Source organism: Roseibium sp. QJM3NY_11, assembly GCF_056173175.1.
Map to the genome: position 1 here is coordinate 2,968,820 of NZ_CM149660.1, position 17,239 is coordinate 2,986,058.

Annotated in this window: 17 protein-coding genes; all 17 read left to right on the plus strand. The window is 61.6% G+C overall.

Going from position 1 to position 17,239, the window contains the following annotated elements:
• The first annotated feature begins 232 nt into the window (after nucleotides 1–232).
• The 17 genes from AC0VX3_RS13755 (at nucleotide 233) to AC0VX3_RS13835 (ending at nucleotide 17,228) form a co-directional block, all read left to right on the plus strand.
• A complete protein-coding gene (locus AC0VX3_RS13755; RefSeq protein ID WP_475521007.1) occupies nucleotides 233–598 on the plus strand; it encodes an NADH-quinone oxidoreductase subunit A in 366 nt (121 codons plus the stop codon).
• On the plus strand, nucleotides 589–1,167 hold the full coding sequence (locus AC0VX3_RS13760; RefSeq protein ID WP_475521008.1) for a NuoB/complex I 20 kDa subunit family protein: 579 nt from the start codon (nucleotides 589–591) through the stop codon (nucleotides 1,165–1,167). The genes AC0VX3_RS13755 and AC0VX3_RS13760 overlap by 10 nt, the downstream gene beginning before the upstream one ends.
• A 188-nt stretch (nucleotides 1,168–1,355) precedes the next feature.
• The gene (locus tag AC0VX3_RS13765) at nucleotides 1,356–1,961 is read left to right on the plus strand and encodes an NADH-quinone oxidoreductase subunit C (RefSeq protein ID WP_342895001.1); all 606 of its coding nucleotides are present in this window, start codon (nucleotides 1,356–1,358) and stop codon (nucleotides 1,959–1,961) included.
• 13 nt (nucleotides 1,962–1,974) lie between these two features.
• Nucleotides 1,975–2,415: a GFA family protein gene (locus AC0VX3_RS13770; RefSeq protein ID WP_475521009.1), complete on the plus strand. Its 441-nt coding sequence runs from the start codon at nucleotides 1,975–1,977 to the stop codon at nucleotides 2,413–2,415.
• Nucleotides 2,408–3,592, plus strand: coding sequence for an NADH-quinone oxidoreductase subunit D (locus AC0VX3_RS13775; RefSeq protein ID WP_475521010.1), 1,185 nt, complete (start codon nucleotides 2,408–2,410; stop codon nucleotides 3,590–3,592). The genes AC0VX3_RS13770 and AC0VX3_RS13775 overlap by 8 nt, the downstream gene beginning before the upstream one ends.
• 81 nt (nucleotides 3,593–3,673) lie before the next feature.
• Nucleotides 3,674–5,011 (plus strand): NADH-quinone oxidoreductase subunit E, encoded by a 1,338-nt coding sequence (locus AC0VX3_RS13780; RefSeq protein WP_475521011.1) that lies wholly within the window; start codon nucleotides 3,674–3,676, stop codon nucleotides 5,009–5,011.
• A gap of 9 nt (nucleotides 5,012–5,020) precedes the next feature.
• The gene (gene nuoF / locus AC0VX3_RS13785; protein WP_475521012.1) at nucleotides 5,021–6,322 is read left to right on the plus strand and encodes an NADH-quinone oxidoreductase subunit NuoF; all 1,302 of its coding nucleotides are present in this window, start codon (nucleotides 5,021–5,023) and stop codon (nucleotides 6,320–6,322) included.
• A 26-nt stretch (nucleotides 6,323–6,348) separates the two neighbouring features.
• The gene (nuoG, locus tag AC0VX3_RS13790) at nucleotides 6,349–8,412 is read left to right on the plus strand and encodes an NADH-quinone oxidoreductase subunit NuoG (protein ID WP_475521013.1); all 2,064 of its coding nucleotides are present in this window, start codon (nucleotides 6,349–6,351) and stop codon (nucleotides 8,410–8,412) included.
• Between the two features lie 16 nt (nucleotides 8,413–8,428).
• Complete coding sequence (nuoH, locus tag AC0VX3_RS13795) at nucleotides 8,429–9,487, plus strand: NADH-quinone oxidoreductase subunit NuoH (protein ID WP_342895007.1); 1,059 nt, start codon at nucleotides 8,429–8,431, stop codon at nucleotides 9,485–9,487.
• Nucleotides 9,484–9,720, plus strand: coding sequence for a hypothetical protein (locus AC0VX3_RS13800; protein WP_475521014.1), 237 nt, complete (start codon nucleotides 9,484–9,486; stop codon nucleotides 9,718–9,720). The genes nuoH and AC0VX3_RS13800 overlap by 4 nt, the downstream gene beginning before the upstream one ends.
• Nucleotides 9,721–9,740: 20 nt before the next feature.
• Complete coding sequence (nuoI, locus tag AC0VX3_RS13805; RefSeq protein ID WP_342895009.1) at nucleotides 9,741–10,229, plus strand: NADH-quinone oxidoreductase subunit NuoI; 489 nt, start codon at nucleotides 9,741–9,743, stop codon at nucleotides 10,227–10,229.
• A gap of 90 nt (nucleotides 10,230–10,319) precedes the next feature.
• On the plus strand, nucleotides 10,320–10,934 hold the full coding sequence (locus AC0VX3_RS13810) for an NADH-quinone oxidoreductase subunit J (RefSeq protein ID WP_342895010.1): 615 nt from the start codon (nucleotides 10,320–10,322) through the stop codon (nucleotides 10,932–10,934).
• Nucleotides 10,935–11,132: 198 nt separating this feature from the next.
• Nucleotides 11,133–11,441, plus strand: a complete 309-nt coding sequence (gene nuoK / locus AC0VX3_RS13815; RefSeq protein WP_141186421.1) for an NADH-quinone oxidoreductase subunit NuoK — start codon at nucleotides 11,133–11,135, stop codon at nucleotides 11,439–11,441.
• Nucleotides 11,442–11,447: 6 nt separating this feature from the next.
• Nucleotides 11,448–13,451, plus strand: coding sequence for an NADH-quinone oxidoreductase subunit L (nuoL, locus tag AC0VX3_RS13820; RefSeq protein WP_475521015.1), 2,004 nt, complete (start codon nucleotides 11,448–11,450; stop codon nucleotides 13,449–13,451).
• Entirely contained in the window at nucleotides 13,451–14,983 is a 1,533-nt protein-coding gene (locus tag AC0VX3_RS13825; RefSeq protein WP_475521016.1) for an NADH-quinone oxidoreductase subunit M, read from the plus strand. The genes nuoL and AC0VX3_RS13825 overlap by 1 nt, the downstream gene beginning before the upstream one ends.
• A 23-nt stretch (nucleotides 14,984–15,006) precedes the next feature.
• Entirely contained in the window at nucleotides 15,007–16,446 is a 1,440-nt protein-coding gene (gene nuoN, locus AC0VX3_RS13830) for an NADH-quinone oxidoreductase subunit NuoN (RefSeq protein WP_475521017.1), read from the plus strand.
• 8 nt (nucleotides 16,447–16,454) lie between these two features.
• Nucleotides 16,455–17,228: a biotin--[acetyl-CoA-carboxylase] ligase gene (locus AC0VX3_RS13835; protein ID WP_475521018.1), complete on the plus strand. Its 774-nt coding sequence runs from the start codon at nucleotides 16,455–16,457 to the stop codon at nucleotides 17,226–17,228.
• Nucleotides 17,229–17,239: the final 11 nt, after the last annotated feature.

The following is a 17,239-nucleotide window of genomic DNA, read 5'->3' on the forward strand; positions in this document are numbered from 1 at the left end:
GTGAAACCTAGGATTTGTCGGGGGTCGGTCTGAAATTGGTTCAAACATGGCAAGAGTTTGACCGCACGGGGGTCTTGCGTTGCACCAAGGCGTAAGCTAAGCGTGCGCTCGCATGTTGGATTCATCTGGCTGGCAGGCCCCGCGTGACCTGTGTGTAAATGAACCAACGGGGTGCGCCGCCTGGCACCGGATCGTCTCCAGATCCGCCTCCATATGCAAGGACGCGAAAGACATGGAAGAACTCTTGCGGGAATATGTCCCGATCGTCGTGTTCATCAGCATAGCGCTGGTGATCGGCCTTGCGTTGCTGATCTCGCCTTTCATTCTGGCCTACAAGAATCCGGATCCGGAAAAGCTGTCCGCCTACGAGTGCGGTTTCAACGCTTTCGACGACGCGCGCATGAAATTCGATGTGCGCTTCTATCTGGTATCCATCCTGTTCATCATCTTCGATCTGGAAGTGGCATTCCTGTTTCCCTGGGCAACGGTCTTCGGCGAACTGGGGTGGTACGGTTTCTGGTCGATGATGATTTTTCTGGGCGTTTTGACCATCGGCTTTATCTATGAATGGAAGAAGGGAGCGCTGGAATGGGATTGACCTCGACCGGGACGCTCGTCGCTCCGCAGCCGCAAGGCGTGATTGACCCGAACACCGGCAAGCCTGTCGGCGCAGACGACGCATTCTTCATGGATGTGAACAACGAGCTGGCGGACAAGGGGTTTCTGGTCACCTCCACGGACAACCTGATCCAGTGGGCGCGTACGGGCTCGCTGATGTGGATGACATTCGGCCTGGCGTGCTGCGCCGTCGAGATGATGCAGATGTCGATGCCGCGCTACGACGCCGAGCGCTTCGGGTTCGCCCCGCGCGCGTCTCCGCGGCAGTCCAACGTCATGATCGTCGCCGGAACGCTGACCAACAAGATGGCGCCCGCGCTGCGCAAAGTCTACGACCAGATGCCCGAGCCGCGCTACGTAATCTCCATGGGGTCCTGCGCAAATGGCGGCGGCTACTACCACTATTCCTATTCGGTGGTGCGCGGCTGCGACCGGGTCGTTCCGGTCGATATTTACGTCCCGGGCTGTCCTCCGACGGCCGAGGCGCTGCTCTACGGCGTGCTGATGCTTCAAAAGAAGATCCGGCGCACGGGTACGATTGAAAGATAGGGTTCTGCCGCCGGAAAGGCGGCGCAATCCTGAAGGACGCGGGCGCGCGATGCCCGCACGACAGACTTCCGGAGCAACCAGCGCCCAGGCGGGCGGGCAGTGTTCCAATGAAGTGGACCGGATCAGTTTCCGGATGATCAACCGGATGCGACCGGTCATCCGCTGATCTTCGAGTGAGGGCGAACACGATGGACGAGACGTTGAAGGAACTCGCCGAGCATATCGAGCTCGGCCTGAGCGAGTCCCTTGTGTCCTGGAAGGTCGAATTCGGTGAGCTGACGCTGACCGTGAACGCGACCGACATCCTCGATGTCGTCCGCTTCCTGCGCGACAACAATTCCTGCAAGTTCGTCAATCTGACCGATATCTGCGGCGTGGACTATCCGGAGCGCGAAAAGCGTTTCGACGTCGTCTACCATTTTCTCTCGCCGGTGCAGAACGAGCGGATCCGCGTCAAGGTGGCCACGGATGAAGTCACGCCGGTGGCCTCGCTCACGCCGCTCTTTCCGGGGGCGGAATGGTTCGAGCGGGAAGCCTACGACATGTACGGTATCCTGTTTTCGGGCCATCCGGACCTGCGCAGAATCCTGACGGACTACGGGTTCGACGGCCATCCTCTGCGCAAGGACTTTCCGGTCACGGGTTTTGTCGAAGTGCGTTATGACGACGAGAAGAAACGCGTCGTCTATGAGCCGGTACGCCTCAATCAGGAAATGCGGACTTTCGATTTCATGTCGCCGTGGGAGGGCACCGACTACGTCCTTCCGGGCGACGAAAAAGCAACGACGAACTGACGGCGGGGCAGGCATGAGCGAACGGCTTTCAGGCGGATGTCTCTGCGGCGCGGTCCGGTTTACCGCGGCGCCCGAGAAAATCGAGATGGGCGTGTGCCATTGCTCGATGTGCCGGCGCTGGACGGGTGGTGCATTCATGGCCGTGGACTGCGGCGCCAGTGACACCATCGTGCTGGAAGGCGAGGACGCCATCGGCATCTACAAGGCCTCCGATTACGGAGAGCGGGTTTTCTGCACCAGATGCGGTTCGTCGCTGATCTGGCGCATGGCGGACGGATCGCATGCCAGCGTGTCCGCCCAAGCCTTCGACGACCCGTCCGTGTTCACGATGACATCGGAGATCTTCGTCGATGAACAGCCGTACAACTACGCCTTTGCCAATGACACCCGCAGACTGACAGGTCCGGAAGTCATCGCGTTATTCACTCAACAGCAGGAACCTCAACATGGCTGAGGCTCAGGTCAGGAACTTCAACATCAACTTCGGTCCGCAGCACCCGGCGGCTCACGGCGTTCTGCGCCTGGTGCTGGAGCTCGACGGCGAAGTCGTGACCCGCGTGGATCCGCATATCGGGCTGCTTCATCGCGGCACGGAAAAGCTGATCGAGCAGAAAACCTATCTGCAGGCCATTCCCTATTTCGACCGTCTCGACTACGTGGCGCCGATGAATCAGGAACATGCCTTCGCGATGTCCGTCGAACGGCTTCTCGGCATCGAGGTGCCGAAGCGCGGTCAGCTGATCCGCGTGCTGTTCTCCGAGATCGGCCGGGTGCTGTCGCATCTTCTCAACGTGACCACACAGGCCATGGATGTCGGCGCGCTGACGCCGCCGCTGTGGGGCTTCGAGCCGCGCGAAGAGCTGATGGTGTTCTATGAGCGCGCCTGCGGCGCACGCATGCATGCCGCCTATGTGCGGCCGGGCGGGGTCCACCAGGACCTGCCGCGCGCCCTGCTCGACGATATCTGGGATTTCTGCGATCCGTTCCTGCAGACGCTGGACGACATCGAAGGCCTTCTGACCGACAACCGCATCTTCAAGCAGCGCAACGTCGATATCGGCGTGGTCGATCTGGACGATGCCTGGGCCTGGGGTTTCTCCGGCGTGATGGTGCGCGGCTCCGGCGCTGCCTGGGACCTGCGCAAGTCGCAGCCCTACGAATGCTACGGCGAACTCGACTTCGACATTCCGATCGGCAAGAACGGCGATTGTTACGATCGCTATCTGATTCGCATGGATGAAATGCGCCAGTCGATCCGAATCATGAAACAGTGCCTAGAAAAGCTGACCGTGGAAACGGGACCGGTCTCGACCACCGACGGCAAGGTCGTTCCGCCCAAACGGGGTGAGATGAAACGGTCGATGGAAGCACTGATCCATCACTTCAAGCTCTATACCGAAGGCTATCATGTCCCGGCCGGCGAAGTTTATGCCGCCGTCGAGGCACCGAAAGGCGAATTCGGCGTCTACCTTGTTGCCGATGGCACCAACAAGCCGTATCGCTGCAAGATCAAGGCGCCCGGTTACGCGCACCTGCAGGCGATGGACTTCCTGTGCAAGGGCCACATGCTCGCCGACGTTTCGGCCGTGCTGGGGTCCATGGACATCGTGTTCGGTGAGGTCGACCGCTGATGCGGGCGGCCCGCCACCATTTTTCGACCCTGGCAGCCGCCCGTCCGGCTCCGGTCATCGTGACAAAACGGGGATAGCACCATGGCAGTTCGTCGACTTGCCGCGGAACAACCAGACAGCTTCGCGTTCACCAGCGAGAATCTCGACTGGGCGAAGAAGCTGATCAACCGGTATCCTGCGGGCCGTCAGGCCTCCGCGGTCATTCCGCTCTTGTGGCGTGCGCAGGAACAGAACGACGGCTGGGTGAGCGAGCCGGCGATCCGCTTCATCGCGGACCTGCTGGAGATGCCTCATATCCGCGTTCTGGAAGTGGCGACGTTCTATACCATGTTCCAGCTGCAGCCGGTCGGCAGCAAAGCCCATATCCAGGTCTGCGGCACGACCCCGTGCCAGTTGCGTGGGTCGGAAGATCTGATCAAGATCTGCAAGTCGCGCATCGCCAAGCACATGCACGAGATTTCCGAGGACGGCATGTTCTCCTGGGAAGAGGTCGAGTGCCTTGGCGCCTGCGTCAACGCGCCGATGGTGCAGATCTTCAAGGACACCTACGAGGACCTGACGCCGGACAGCTTCAACACGCTGATCGACGACATCGCCGCCGGCAAGGAAGTGACCCCGGGTCCGCAGAATGGCCGCCGGTTCGGCATGGCCGAAGGTGGTCAGACCTCGCTGACGGAAATCGACGACAAGTCGCGCGGTGAACTTCCCGTTCCGCATGTGGTGGATGGCGCCGAAAAGGCCTCGCATGCCTTCGCAGGCGCTCCGATCAATGCGGGCGGCAACGATTATGACGGCGTTCCGACCCCGGCGGAAGACGCGGTCGCGAAGGTGAGGGCCGCGTTCGCCGCCAAGGCGGAAAAGCAGCCGGTCGAAAACCCGGCAGCCTCCGCGCCGAAAAAAGCCGATCCGGACACCAAGCCGACGGTCAAGGCGAAAGCGGCCGGCGACGATCCCGGCAAGAAGGCCGCCACACCCAAGGCCAGAAGCGAAAACAAGGCCCGCCCCGATCCGGACGGACGGGCCGAGGTCGAGGTCGCGCGCGCCGCGGACACCAGTGGCGCGGCTGCGGCGAAGGGCAAGGCACCGGTGACCGCCGACAAGGCACCGGAGGTCGCGGAACAGGCGCCGGAGACACTCAGCCAGGCCCGCGGCGGCAAGCCGGACGACCTCAAGAAGCTGAAAGGCGTCGGTCCGAAGCTGGAAGGCACGCTCAACGAGCTCGGGTTCTACCACTTCGACCAGATCGCGAGCTGGGGCCCGCAAGAGGTTGCCTGGGTCGACGGCCGGCTGAAATTCAAGGGCCGGATCGAACGGGACGGCTGGATCGAGCAGGCCAAGGTTCTCGCTTCGGGTGAGACCACAGATTTTTCCAAACGCGTGGAAGCCGGACAAGTGGCCTCCTCCAAGAGCGAAGACTAGGGGGAAGGGATGCTGAAAGATCAGGATCGGATCTTCACCAATATCTACGGTCTGCACGACTGGGGCCTGGATGGGGCGAAGACGCGCGGACAGTGGGACGACACCAAGGGGCTGATCGACAAGGGCCGCGACTGGATCATTCAGGAAATGAAGGATTCGGGATTGCGCGGCCGTGGCGGGGCGGGCTTTCCGACCGGTCTGAAATGGTCGTTCATGCCCAAGGAATCCGACGGCCGTCCGGCCTATCTGGTCGTCAATGCAGACGAATCGGAGCCGGGCACCTGCAAGGACCGTGAGATCCTGCGCCACGACCCGCACACGCTGGTCGAAGGCTGCCTGGTCGCCGGTTTCGCCATGGGGGCGATCGCCGCCTACATCTACGTGCGCGGCGAATTCATCCGTGAGCGCGAACGCCTGCAGGCGGCGATCGACCAGGCCTATGACGCCGGTTTGATCGGCAAGAACAACAAGAACGGCTACGATTTCGACATCTACGTTCACCAGGGCGCCGGCGCCTATATCTGCGGCGAGGAAACGGCCCTGCTGGAAAGCCTGGAAGGCAAGAAGGGCCAGCCGCGCCTGAAGCCGCCGTTCCCGGCCAATGTCGGCCTCTACGGCTGTCCGACCACGGTGAACAACGTGGAATCGATCGCGGTTGCTCCGACCATCCTGCGCCGGGGAGCCGCCTGGTTTTCCGCGCTCGGCCGTCCGAACAACACCGGCACCAAGCTGTTCTGCGTCTCCGGCCACGTCAACCAGCCGGCAACCTTCGAGGAAGAGCTGGGCGTTCCGTTCTCCGAGATGATCGACAAGCATTGCGGCGGTATCCGTGGCGGCTGGGACAATCTCCTGACGGTGATCCCGGGCGGATCCTCCGTTCCGTGTCTGACGGCGGAACAGATCAAGGACGCGCCGATGGATTTCGACACCCTGCGCGGCATGGGCTCCGGCCTTGGCACGGCGGCGGTGATCGTGATGGACAAGTCCACGGACATCATCAAGGCCATCGCGCGGCTCAGCTACTTCTACAAACACGAGAGCTGCGGCCAGTGCACGCCGTGCCGGGAAGGAACCGGCTGGATGTGGCGGGTCATGGAACGCATGGTCAAGGGCGAATCCTCCTACGAGGAAATCGACATGCTGTTCAAGGTGACCAAGCAGGTCGAAGGACACACGATCTGTGCGCTCGGGGATGCGGCCGCCTGGCCGATCCAGGGTTTGATCAAGAATTTCCGGCCGGTCATCGAACAGCGCATCGATGACTATGTCGCCAGGTCGAAGACGTCTTCGACCATGGTGGCGGCCGAGTGAGCGGAACGGGATTTGGAGAGCAACGGATGACGAAGCTCATCATCGACGGCAACGAAGTGGATGTCCCGGCGGACTATACGCTGCTTCAGGCCTGTGAAGAGGCGGGCGCCGAGGTTCCGCGCTTCTGTTACCATGACCGGCTGTCGATCGCCGGCAACTGCCGCATGTGCCTGGTGGAAGTGAAGGGCGGACCGCCCAAGCCGACCGCCTCCTGTGCCATGGGCGTGAAGGACCTGCGTCCGGGACCGAACGGCGAACCGCCGGTGGTCGAGACCAGGTCCGAGATGGTCAAGAAGGCCCGCGAAGGGGTGATGGAGTTCCTGCTCATCAACCATCCGCTGGACTGCCCGATCTGCGATCAGGGCGGTGAATGCGACCTGCAGGACCAGGCCATGGCCTACGGTGTCGACGGGTCCCGCTTCAACGAGAACAAGCGCGCCGTCGAGAACAAGGAAATCGGCCCGCTCATCAAGACGATCATGACGCGCTGCATCCACTGCACGCGCTGTGTCCGCTTCACCACCGAAGTCTGCGGTGTCGCGGACATGGGCCTGATCGGCCGCGGCGAAGACGCGGAAATCACCACCTATCTGGAAGCGGCACTTTCCTCCGAAATGCAGGGCAATGTCGCCGACCTGTGCCCGGTCGGTGCGCTGACGCACAAGCCGTACGAATTTCATGCCCGCCCGTGGGAGCTGACCAAGACCGAAAGTATCGACGTGATGGATGCGGTCGGATCGGCGATCCGTGTCGACACGCGCGGCAAGGAAGTCATGCGCTTGATGCCGCGGCTCAATGAAGCGGTCAACGAGGAGTGGATCTCCGACAAGTCCCGCTACATCTGGGACGGTCTGAAGACCCAGCGGCTGGACAGGCCTTATGCGCGGAAAGACGGCAAGCTGCAGCCGGTCTCCTGGTCCGAGGCGTTTCAGGTCATCGCAGACAAGGTGAAGGCCGCGTCCGCCGACAGGATCGGCGCGCTTGCCGGCCAGATGGCCGGTGTCGAGGACATGTTCGCGCTGAAGGGCCTGATGGACAAGCTCGGTGTCGCCAATATCGACAGCCGGTTCCCGGGCTCGCCTCTGCATCCGAAAAACGGCCGCGCCAGCTATCTTTTCAATTCCACGATCCAGGGGATCGAGGAAGCCGATGCGATCATGCTGATCGGCACCAACCCGCGCCTGGAAGCACCGGTGCTGAACGCCCGCATCCGCAAGCGGTGGAGCCGCGGCGATCTCACCGTCGGCCTGATCGGCGAGAATGCGGACCTGACGTATCCGGTCACCTATCTCGGTGCCGGACCGGACAGCCTGAAAGAGTTTGCCGACCATGCGCCGGCCAAGGCCGAGCGTCCGATGTTCATCGTCGGGCAGGGCGCGCTCAACCGTCCTGACGGGGCCGAGGTTCTGGCCACGATCGCGGCGGCCGCAAAGGCACTCGGCGTGGTCAAGGACGGCTGGAACGGCTTCAACATCCTGCATACCGAAGCCGCCCAGGTCGGTGCGCTGGATCTCGGCTTTGTGCCCGGTGACGGCGGCAAGGACACGGCGGCCATGCTGGCGCCGGGGGCGCTCAACGTCCTGTTCCTTCTGGGTGTGGACGAAGTCGAGGCTCCCGAAGGCGCATTTGTCATCTACCAGGGCACCCATGGTGACCGCGGCGCGCACCGCGCGGACGTGATCCTGCCGGGCGCGGCCTACACGGAAAAATCGGCGATCTACGTGAACACCGAAGGACGCGTCCAGATGGCCGACCGGGCTGCCTTTCCTCCGGGAGAGGCCCGCGAGGACTGGGCGATCCTGCGTGCGCTCTCCGCGGTGCTCGGTCACACGCTGGAATTCGATTCGCTCAGCCAGCTGCGCGCGGCCCTCTTCGAAGCCGTGCCGCACATGGCATCGATCGACGCGGTTGAAGCGGCCGACGCCGCCGATCTCGGCAAGTTGGCCAATGCCAAAGCCAAGATGGACAGTTCCGGGTTTGCCAATCAGATCCGGGACTTTTATCTCACCAATCCTATCGCTCGCGCGTCCAAGGTGATGGCCGAGTGTTCGGCGCTCGCCAGGACGCGTGCGGCCGAAGCAGCTGAATAAGGGGTAGGGGACCGATATGGCTGAGTTCATGACGACCTACGGCTGGCCGTTCCTCTGGATGGCGTTCCAGAGCGTTCTGCTGATGGTCGTGCTACTGGTGATTGTCGCCTACATTCTCTATGCCGACCGCAAGATCTGGGCAGCCGTCCAGATCCGCCGGGGTCCGAACGTGGTCGGCCCCTGGGGGCTGCTGCAGAGTTTCGCCGACCTTCTGAAGTTCGTTCTGAAGGAACCGGTGATCCCGTCAGGGTCCAACAAAATCCTGTTTCTGCTGGCGCCGCTGGTCTCCGTTCTGCTGGCGCTGACCGCCTGGGCGGTGATCCCGGTGGCGGATGGCTGGGTGATCGCCAACATCAATGTCGGCGTCCTGTTCGTCTTCGCGGTGTCCTCGCTCGAGGTCTACGGGGTCATCATCGGTGGCTGGGCGTCGAACTCCAAATATCCGTTCCTGTCGGCGCTGCGCTCGGCGGCACAGATGGTGTCCTACGAGGTTTCCATCGGTTTCGTGATCGTCACGGTCCTCTTGTGCGCTGGCACCCTGAACCTGTCCGGGATCGTCTATGCCCAGCAGACCGGGCTGGCCAACCTGCTCGGCGTGCCTTGGCTGTCCTTCCTGAACTGGTACTGGCTGCCGCTGTTCCCGATGTTCGTGGTGTTCTTCATTTCCGCCCTTGCGGAGACCAACCGGCCGCCCTTCGATCTGGCGGAAGCCGAATCGGAGCTTGTCGCAGGCTTCATGGTGGAATACGGGTCGACCCCGTACATGATGTTCATGCTGGGCGAATATGTTGCCATCTGCCTGATGTGCGCTCTGATGAGCATCTTCTTCATGGGCGGGTGGCTGCCGCCATTCGACTTCGCACCGTTCACCTGGGTTCCGGGCATCGTCTGGTTCCTTTTGAAGTGTTTCCTCGGCTTCTTCATGTTCGCCATGGTGAAGGCGATGGTGCCGCGCTACCGTTATGACCAGCTTATGCGCCTGGGCTGGAAAGTGTTCCTGCCGCTGTCGCTGGCCATGGTCGTGATCGTCGCCGCGGTCCTGATGATCATGGGCTGGGCACCGGGGTCGGCGTGAGTTTCTCTCTGGCCGGCGTCATCGGCGCCGCCATCGGCCTTTACGTGGGCTGGCTCGACTGGAAGATCCTGAAGGGGATGGTCCAGGCGGCGGAGATGAAAAACAGACAGGCCGGAGGCGACGGTGGCGCCGCGGTCAGGTACAAGGCGCTCCTGAGCGCACTGATTTTTGGAGTTCCGGTGATCGGCTTTCCGATCGTTGGATATTGGGCCGCCAGCCAGCTGGTCGGTTGAGGAAAGAGAGGCAAAAAGCGATGGGACTTAGTCAAGCCGTCAAATCGCTGTTCCTGCAGGAGTTCGTGTCCGCCTTCATTCTGGCGATGCGCTACTTCTTCAAGCCGAAGCCAACGGTCAATTATCCGTTCGAAAAGGGGCCGGTGAGCCCGCGCTTTCGGGGTGAACATGCATTGCGCCGATATCCGAACGGCGAAGAGCGCTGCATTGCCTGCAAATTGTGCGAGGCCATCTGTCCGGCGCAGGCCATCACCATCGAGGCCGGTCCGCGCCGCAACGACGGCACCCGGCGGACCACGCGCTACGACATCGACATGGTCAAGTGCATCTATTGCGGCTTCTGTCAGGAAGCCTGCCCGGTGGACGCGATCGTGGAGGGGCCGAATTTCGAGTTCGCCACGGAAACCCGCGAAGAACTCTACTACGACAAGGATAAGCTGCTTGCGAACGGGGACCGCTGGGAACGCGAAATCGCACGCAACATTGAAATCGATGCTCCTTACCGCTAGGAGCTAACCGACCACCGCGACTTCCGCCCGGCAATCCGGCCGGGCCCCGCACTTCCGGCCGAAAGGCCACACGACAGGCAGGTCCTCGAAATGATCCTGAACGCCCTCTTTTTCTACCTGTTTGCCGGCGTCACCCTGGCGTCCGCCTTCATGGTGATCGCTTCCCGCAATCCGGTGTCATCGGTCCTGTTCCTGATTCTGGCCTTCGTCAATTCCGCGGGCCTGTTCATCCTGCTCGGCGCGGAATATCTGGCCCTGCTTCTGGTGGTCGTCTATGTCGGCGCCGTAGCGGTGCTGTTCCTGTTCGTCGTCATGATGCTGGACGTGGATTTCGTCGAATTGCGCCAGGGTTTCCTGCAGTATCTGCCGATCGGCTCGCTGGTCGGCCTGATCCTGCTGGTCGAGCTGCTCATGGGCATGGGAGCCTGGATCATTGCACCGGAACTGCTGGGGCATGGTTCGGAGCCGACGCCGGCCCTTACCGAGATGAACAACATTCAGGCTCTCGGGTCGGTGCTCTACACCAAGTACATCTACTACTTCCAGGTCGCCGGCCTGGTTCTGCTGGTGGCCATGATCGGGGCAATCGTCCTGACGCTGCGCCACAAGCCGAATGTGAAACGTCAAAGCATTCCGGATCAGGTTGCGCGCAATCGCGAAACCTCGGTTGAAATCCGGAAAGTGGAAACAGGCAAGGGTCTCTGACGCACGCATGTTGCGTTGGCGGAGCAGTCTGCGTTCGGTCGAACACAGGCAGGACGCTCCAACACTTTTGAATTGATCTACTTCTGCTGTCATGCGCCTCGGCGCCACAGCAGGTTGATCTGGGAAAGCCCGGCGACCGGCACGCTCCTCCGTGCGGTCTCCGGTTTGGGTAAACGAGGGGAGCACGGCGAGGCGCCCATGGAAATCGGTCTGTCGCACTATTTGTCGGTCGCGGCGATCCTGTTCACGATCGGGATCTTCGGGATCTTTCTGAACAGGAAAAACGTGATTGTCATCCTGATGTCCGTCGAGCTGCTGCTGCTCGCGGTGAACATCAATTTCGTCGCCTTCTCGTCGTTCCTCGGCGACATGATGGGGCAGATCTTCACCATGCTCGTTCTGACCGTGGCCGCCGCCGAAGCGGCGATCGGTCTGGCGATCCTGGTGGTCTTCCACCGGAACCGCGGCTCAATCGCCGTGGAAGACGTCAACGTGATGAAAGGGTAGGGGCCGATGTATTCCGCAATCCTGTTCCTGCCGCTGATCGGCTTTCTGATTGCCGGCCTTTTCGGCCGCGCGATCGGGGCCAAGGCGTCCGAGTATATCACCAGTGGGCTGCTTATCCTGACGGCGCTGCTGTCCTGGATCACCTTCTTCGGCTTCTGGCTCGGCGGATCGGAACTGCAGATCGTCGATCTGTTCCGGTGGATCGAGGCCGGCGATCTCAAGGTTTCCTGGTCGATCCGGGTCGACACGCTGACCGCCGTCATGCTGGTCGTGGTCAGCACCGTGTCCGCGCTGGTGCATGTCTATTCCATCGGCTACATGCACCATGATCCGCACCGGCCGCGCTTTTTCGCCTATCTGTCGCTGTTCACCTTCGCGATGCTGTCGCTGGTGACTGCCGACAATCTGCTTCAGATGTTTTTCGGCTGGGAGGGCGTCGGACTGGCTTCCTACCTGCTGATCGGCTTCTGGTACAAGAAACCGTCCGCGAACGCAGCGGCGATCAAGGCCTTCGTCGTCAACCGGGTCGGCGACTTCGGCTTCGCGCTCGGGATCTTCGGTATCTTCTTCGTTTTCCAGAGCATCGATTTCACGACGATCTTCAACGACGCGCCGAGCTTCATCGAAGGACACGGCGAGGTGCTGACCTTCCTCGGCTACCATCTGGACCCGCACGGGGCGATGACCGTCATCTGCCTGTTGCTGTTCATGGGCGCGATGGGCAAGTCGGCGCAGTTCCTGCTGCACACCTGGCTTCCCGATGCCATGGAAGGCCCCACACCTGTGTCGGCGCTCATTCACGCCGCGACCATGGTGACGGCGGGCGTCTTCATGGTGGCGCGCCTGTCGCCGCTGATGGAGCTGTCGCACACGGCGCTGACGGTGATCGTGTTCTTTGGCGCGACCACGGCGTTCTTCGCCGCCACGGTCGGTCTTGTCCAGAACGACATCAAGCGGGTGATCGCCTATTCGACCTGCTCGCAGCTCGGCTACATGTTCGTGGCCCTGGGTGTCGGGGCCTATTCGATCGGCATTTTCCACCTGTTCACGCACGCCTTCTTCAAGGCGCTTTTGTTCCTGTGCGCCGGTTCCGTGATCCATGCGGTTTCCGACGAACAGGACATGCGCAAGATGGGCGGCCTGAGGAAGCACATTCCGGTCACCTACTGGACCATGATGATCGGGACGCTCGCGCTGACCGGCGTCGGCATTCCGCTCACCCATCTGGGCTTCGCAGGCTTCATCTCCAAGGATGCGATCATCGAGGCGGCCTTCGCCGGCTCGCTTGGCGAACACGCCAATCCGATGGCGCTTTACGGCTTCTGGCTGACGGTGATCGCGGCGGCGCTGACGTCTTTCTATTCGTGGCGTCTGACCTTCATGACATTCCACGGCAAGCCGCGGGCTCCGGTCAACGTCATGAAACATGTTCATGAATCGCCGCTGGTCATGACCGTGCCGCTGTTCGTCCTGGCCATTGGCGCGACCCTGGCGGGCATGGTCTTCTACGGATCGTTCTACGGTGAAGGCTATGACGCGTTCTGGCAGGGCGCGCTGTTCACGGGCGAAACCAACCATATTCTCCATGCGATGCACGACGTGCCCGCCTGGGTGAAGGTGTCGCCGTTCGTGATGATGGTGCTCGGGTTCCTGGTCGCCTACCAGTTCTACATCCGCTCGCCGGAAATGCCGAAGCAACTGGCCGAGCGCCATTCAGGCCTCTACCAGTTCCTGCTCAACAAATGGTATTTCGACGAGCTCTACGACTACATCTTTGTCCGTCCTGCAATGTGGCTCGGCCGCGTGCTCTGGAAAAAGGGCGACGGCACCCTGATTGACGGCTACGGCCCGAACGGGATTGCCGCGCGTGTCCAGAACGTCACGACCTGGGTCGTCAGGCTGCAGACCGGATATCTTTATCACTATGCGTTTGCGATGCTTATCGGGGTGGCGGCGCTCATCACCTGGTCGATGTTCACCGGTGCGGGCACCGGCGGGGGTGCACACTAATGATTGACTGGCCAATTCTGTCACTCACGACGTTCTTGCCGCTGCTCGGCGTGCTGTTCATTCTCCTGGTTCCGGGGAATGACGAGGACAGCAAGAAAAACATCCGCATGGTCGCCCTGGTGACCACCGGAGTGACCTTTCTGCTGTCGCTGTTCATCTGGGGCAATTTCGACTACGACAATCCGGGCTTCCAGTTCGTGGAGCACCGCGACTGGCTCGGCAGCGGTATCAGCTACCGCATGGGTGTGGACGGCATTTCCGTGCTGTTCGTTATCCTCACGACCTTCCTGCTGCCGTTCTGCATCCTCGCCTCCTGGGAGAGCGTTCAGAAACGGGTCAAGGAATACATGATCGCCTTCCTGATCCTGGAAACGCTGATGATCGGCGTCTTCTGTGCGCTGGATCTGGTCGTCTTCTATGTTTTCTTCGAGGCCGGCCTCATTCCGATGTTCCTGATCATCGGTGTGTGGGGCGGAGCCCGCAGGGTCTACGCGTCCTACAAGTTCTTCCTCTACACGCTGCTCGGCTCGGTTCTGATGCTGATCGCGATGATGACGATGTACTGGTCGGCAGGCACGGCGAACATCGAGGAACTTGTCACCACCAGCAGTTTCCCCGCGGAAATGCAGACCTGGCTGTGGCTGGCCTTCTTCGCCAGCTTCGCGGTGAAGATGCCGATGTGGCCAGTGCACACATGGCTTCCGGATGCCCACGTGGAAGCGCCGACCGCCGGGTCGGTCATTCTGGCGGGCATTTTGCTGAAGCTCGGCGGCTACGGCTTCCTGCGCTTTTCCCTGCCGATGTTCCCGATCGCCTCCGACATGTTCGCGCCGATGGTCTTCACGCTCTCCGTCGTGGCGATCATCTACACCTCGCTGGTGGCGCTGGCGCAGGAGGACATCAAGAAACTGATCGCCTATTCCTCGGTCGCGCACATGGGCTACGTCACCATGGGCATCTTCACGATGACGGAGCAGGGCGTCCAGGGCGGCATCTTCCAGATGCTGTCGCACGGCATCGTCTCGGGTGCGCTGTTCCTGTGTGTCGGGGTGATCTACGACCGGATGCACACCCGCGAGATCTCCGCCTATGGCGGTCTGGTCAACCGGATGCCGAAGTATGCGGTCGCGTTCCTGATTTTCACGATGGCCAATGTCGGCCTTCCGGGAACGTCCGGCTTTGTCGGTGAGATCCTGACGCTGATGGGCGCCTTCCAGGTCAACACCTGGGTCGCGGTCTTCGCCACTTCCGGTGTGATCCTGTCCGCCGTCTACGCGCTTTTCCTCTACCGCCGCGTCGTCTTCGGCGCACTGGAAAAGGAAAGCCTCAAGTCGATGCTCGATCTTGATCTGCGCGAAAAGGCGATCCTGATCCCCATGGTGGTGCTGACGATCTTCTTCGGCTTCTACCCGATGGCGATCCTGGACGTGACCCAGGGGGCGGTCGACAATCTCATCACCCATTATACAGCCGCGCTTGATGCGGCCGGGGTCACCCAGCACGCAACGGCCGCCGCGCCGGCGGCGCATTAAGGTTTCGAGGACGGGACAGAGCCATGTCAAACGTGACCCAACTGCCGGATCTCATGCCGGTCCTGCCGGAGATCATTCTGGCGCTCGGCGCCATGGTGCTGCTGATGGTCGGCGCCTTCGGCGGCAAGGGCGTCAGCTATGCCGTCTTCGGCGGCGCGATGGGCCTGCTCGGCGGCACCTTCCTGGTGCTTCTGTTCGTACCGGCCTTCGGTGAAACCTTCGGCGGATCCTTCATTCTGGATGATTTCGCCTATCTGATGAAGCTTCTGGTGCTGGCGGGATCCTTCTTCGCCATCGCCATGTCGTGGGCCTATGCCAAGAGCCAGTCCTTCGATCATTTCGAATATCCGATCCTGATCGTGCTGGCGACGCTCGGCATGATGCTGATGCTGTCGGCGAACGACATGATCGCGCTCTATCTGGGCCTGGAACTGCAGAGCCTGGCGCTCTATGTGGTCGCCGCGATCAACCGGGACAGTGTCCGGTCGACGGAGGCGGGACTGAAATATTTCGTGCTCGGCGCGCTGTCCTCCGGGATGCTGCTCTACGGCATGTCTCTGGTCTACGGCTTTTCCGGCCAGGTCTCCTTTGCCGGGATCGCAGAGGCACTGACTCATGAAGGCGCTTCCATCGGGCTCGTGATCGGCCTGACCTTCATCCTGGCCGGTCTGGCCTTCAAGATTTCCGCGGTGCCGTTCCACATGTGGACACCGGATGTCTATGAAGGCGCGCCGACACCGGTCACGGCCTTCCTGGCCGCGGCTCCCAAGGTCGCTGCCATGGGCATGCTGGTGCGGATCGTCATCGAGGCCTTTCAGCCGGTCACCAGCGACTGGCAGCAGATCGTGGTGTTCATCTCCATCGCGTCCATGGCGCTCGGCTCCTTTGCCGCGATCGGGCAGAGCAACCTGAAGCGCCTGATGGCCTATTCCTCGATCGGCCATATGGGCTATGCGCTGGTCGGGCTTGCCGCCGGTACGCAAACCGGTGTCGAAGGCGTGATCTTCTACATGATGGCCTATCTCGGCATGACCCTCGGTGTCTTCGCCTGCATCCTGTCGATGCGGCGCAAGGATGGCATGGTCGAGGAGATCGGCGATCTGTCGGGGCTTTCGCAGACCAATCTTCCGATGGCGATCCTGCTGGGACTGCTGATGTTTTCCCTGGCGGGCATTCCGCCGCTGGTCGGCTTTTTCGGCAAGTGGTTCGTGTTCGTCGCGGCTGTCGAGGCGGGTCTTTATCCGCTTGCGGTGATCGGCGTGCTGATGTCGGTGGTCGGGGCCTACTACTACCTGCGTATCGTCAAGGTGATGTTCTTCGACGAACCGGTCGAAGGCTTTGAAAAAATGCCCATGGAACTCAGGGTCGTGCTCGGCCTGTCCAGCGTGTTCGTGATCTTCTTCTGGCTGGCACCGGGACAGGTGGTCAGCGCGGCGGGGTCCGCGGCAAAGTCGCTGTTCTGACACGTGGCATGAGCCAGTCCGGAACGGAATGTCCGGCGCCGGGTGCGCCGGACTTTCGCTATGAGAAGCACGACAGCGTCGGGTCGACGAGTTCCGTGTGCATGACACGGGCGCATTCGGGCGACGCGGGCCGGCTCTGGATCCGGGCCGATCACCAGACCGAAGGCCGGGGGCGCCGGGGGCGTGACTGGTCGTCGCCGGTCGGCAACATGTTCGCAAGCCTGCTGCTGATCGATCCCCTGCCGGCGGACCGGATCGGCGAATTGCCGCTCACGGTGGCAGTTGCATTGGCCCGGGCCGTTGACAAAGCGGCCGGCACGCTGCAACTGGTACGGTTGAAATGGCCCAACGACCTCCTGGTCGAGAACGCAAAGCTCTCAGGCATCCTTCTGGAAGCTGAAACGTTACCCGATGGCCGGCAGGCGGTCGTCATCGGAATTGGTGTGAATTGCGTTTCCCACCCGGACCTGACGCTCTATCAGGCAACGGATCTGCGCAGCCTGGGTTTTCAGGTTACATCGGAGCAGATGTTCGAATGCCTGACAGCCAGCATGGCGGAGTTGCTGGCAAAGGGCCGGCAGCCCGGTGGTTTTGAGTTTATTCGCAAGGCCTGGCTCGACAGGGCGGCCCATCTGGGCAAGCAGATCACCGTCAAGACGGCCCGGGACGAAATTACTGGCATTTTTGCCGATCTGGATGCGGGTGGTCATCTGGTCCTGAAACTGGACGATGGCCGCTTGCGGACCCTCTATGCAGGCGACGTGTTCCTGCCCGGCTCCTGAACCGCCGGGCG

Excerpts from the sequence above, each read along its gene's own strand:
- nuoG (WP_475521013.1), top strand. The coding sequence starts at position 6,349 with ATGACGAAGCTCATCATCGACGGCAACGAAGTGGATGTCCCGGCGGAC.
- AC0VX3_RS13755 (WP_475521007.1), top strand. The coding sequence starts at position 233 with ATGGAAGAACTCTTGCGGGAATATGTCCCGATCGTCGTGTTCATCAGC.
- AC0VX3_RS13835 (WP_475521018.1), top strand. The coding sequence starts at position 16,455 with ATGAGCCAGTCCGGAACGGAATGTCCGGCGCCGGGTGCGCCGGACTTT.
- nuoL (WP_475521015.1), top strand. The coding sequence starts at position 11,448 with ATGTATTCCGCAATCCTGTTCCTGCCGCTGATCGGCTTTCTGATTGCC.
- nuoF (WP_475521012.1), top strand. The coding sequence starts at position 5,021 with ATGCTGAAAGATCAGGATCGGATCTTCACCAATATCTACGGTCTGCAC.
- AC0VX3_RS13760 (WP_475521008.1), top strand. The coding sequence starts at position 589 with ATGGGATTGACCTCGACCGGGACGCTCGTCGCTCCGCAGCCGCAAGGC.
- nuoK (WP_141186421.1), top strand. The coding sequence starts at position 11,133 with ATGGAAATCGGTCTGTCGCACTATTTGTCGGTCGCGGCGATCCTGTTC.
- AC0VX3_RS13765 (WP_342895001.1), top strand. The coding sequence starts at position 1,356 with ATGGACGAGACGTTGAAGGAACTCGCCGAGCATATCGAGCTCGGCCTG.
- AC0VX3_RS13770 (WP_475521009.1), top strand. The coding sequence starts at position 1,975 with ATGAGCGAACGGCTTTCAGGCGGATGTCTCTGCGGCGCGGTCCGGTTT.
- AC0VX3_RS13825 (WP_475521016.1), top strand. The coding sequence starts at position 13,451 with ATGATTGACTGGCCAATTCTGTCACTCACGACGTTCTTGCCGCTGCTC.
- AC0VX3_RS13780 (WP_475521011.1), top strand. The coding sequence starts at position 3,674 with ATGGCAGTTCGTCGACTTGCCGCGGAACAACCAGACAGCTTCGCGTTC.
- AC0VX3_RS13810 (WP_342895010.1), top strand. The coding sequence starts at position 10,320 with ATGATCCTGAACGCCCTCTTTTTCTACCTGTTTGCCGGCGTCACCCTG.
- AC0VX3_RS13775 (WP_475521010.1), top strand. The coding sequence starts at position 2,408 with ATGGCTGAGGCTCAGGTCAGGAACTTCAACATCAACTTCGGTCCGCAG.
- nuoN (WP_475521017.1), top strand. The coding sequence starts at position 15,007 with ATGTCAAACGTGACCCAACTGCCGGATCTCATGCCGGTCCTGCCGGAG.
- nuoI (WP_342895009.1), top strand. The coding sequence starts at position 9,741 with ATGGGACTTAGTCAAGCCGTCAAATCGCTGTTCCTGCAGGAGTTCGTG.
- nuoH (WP_342895007.1), top strand. The coding sequence starts at position 8,429 with ATGGCTGAGTTCATGACGACCTACGGCTGGCCGTTCCTCTGGATGGCG.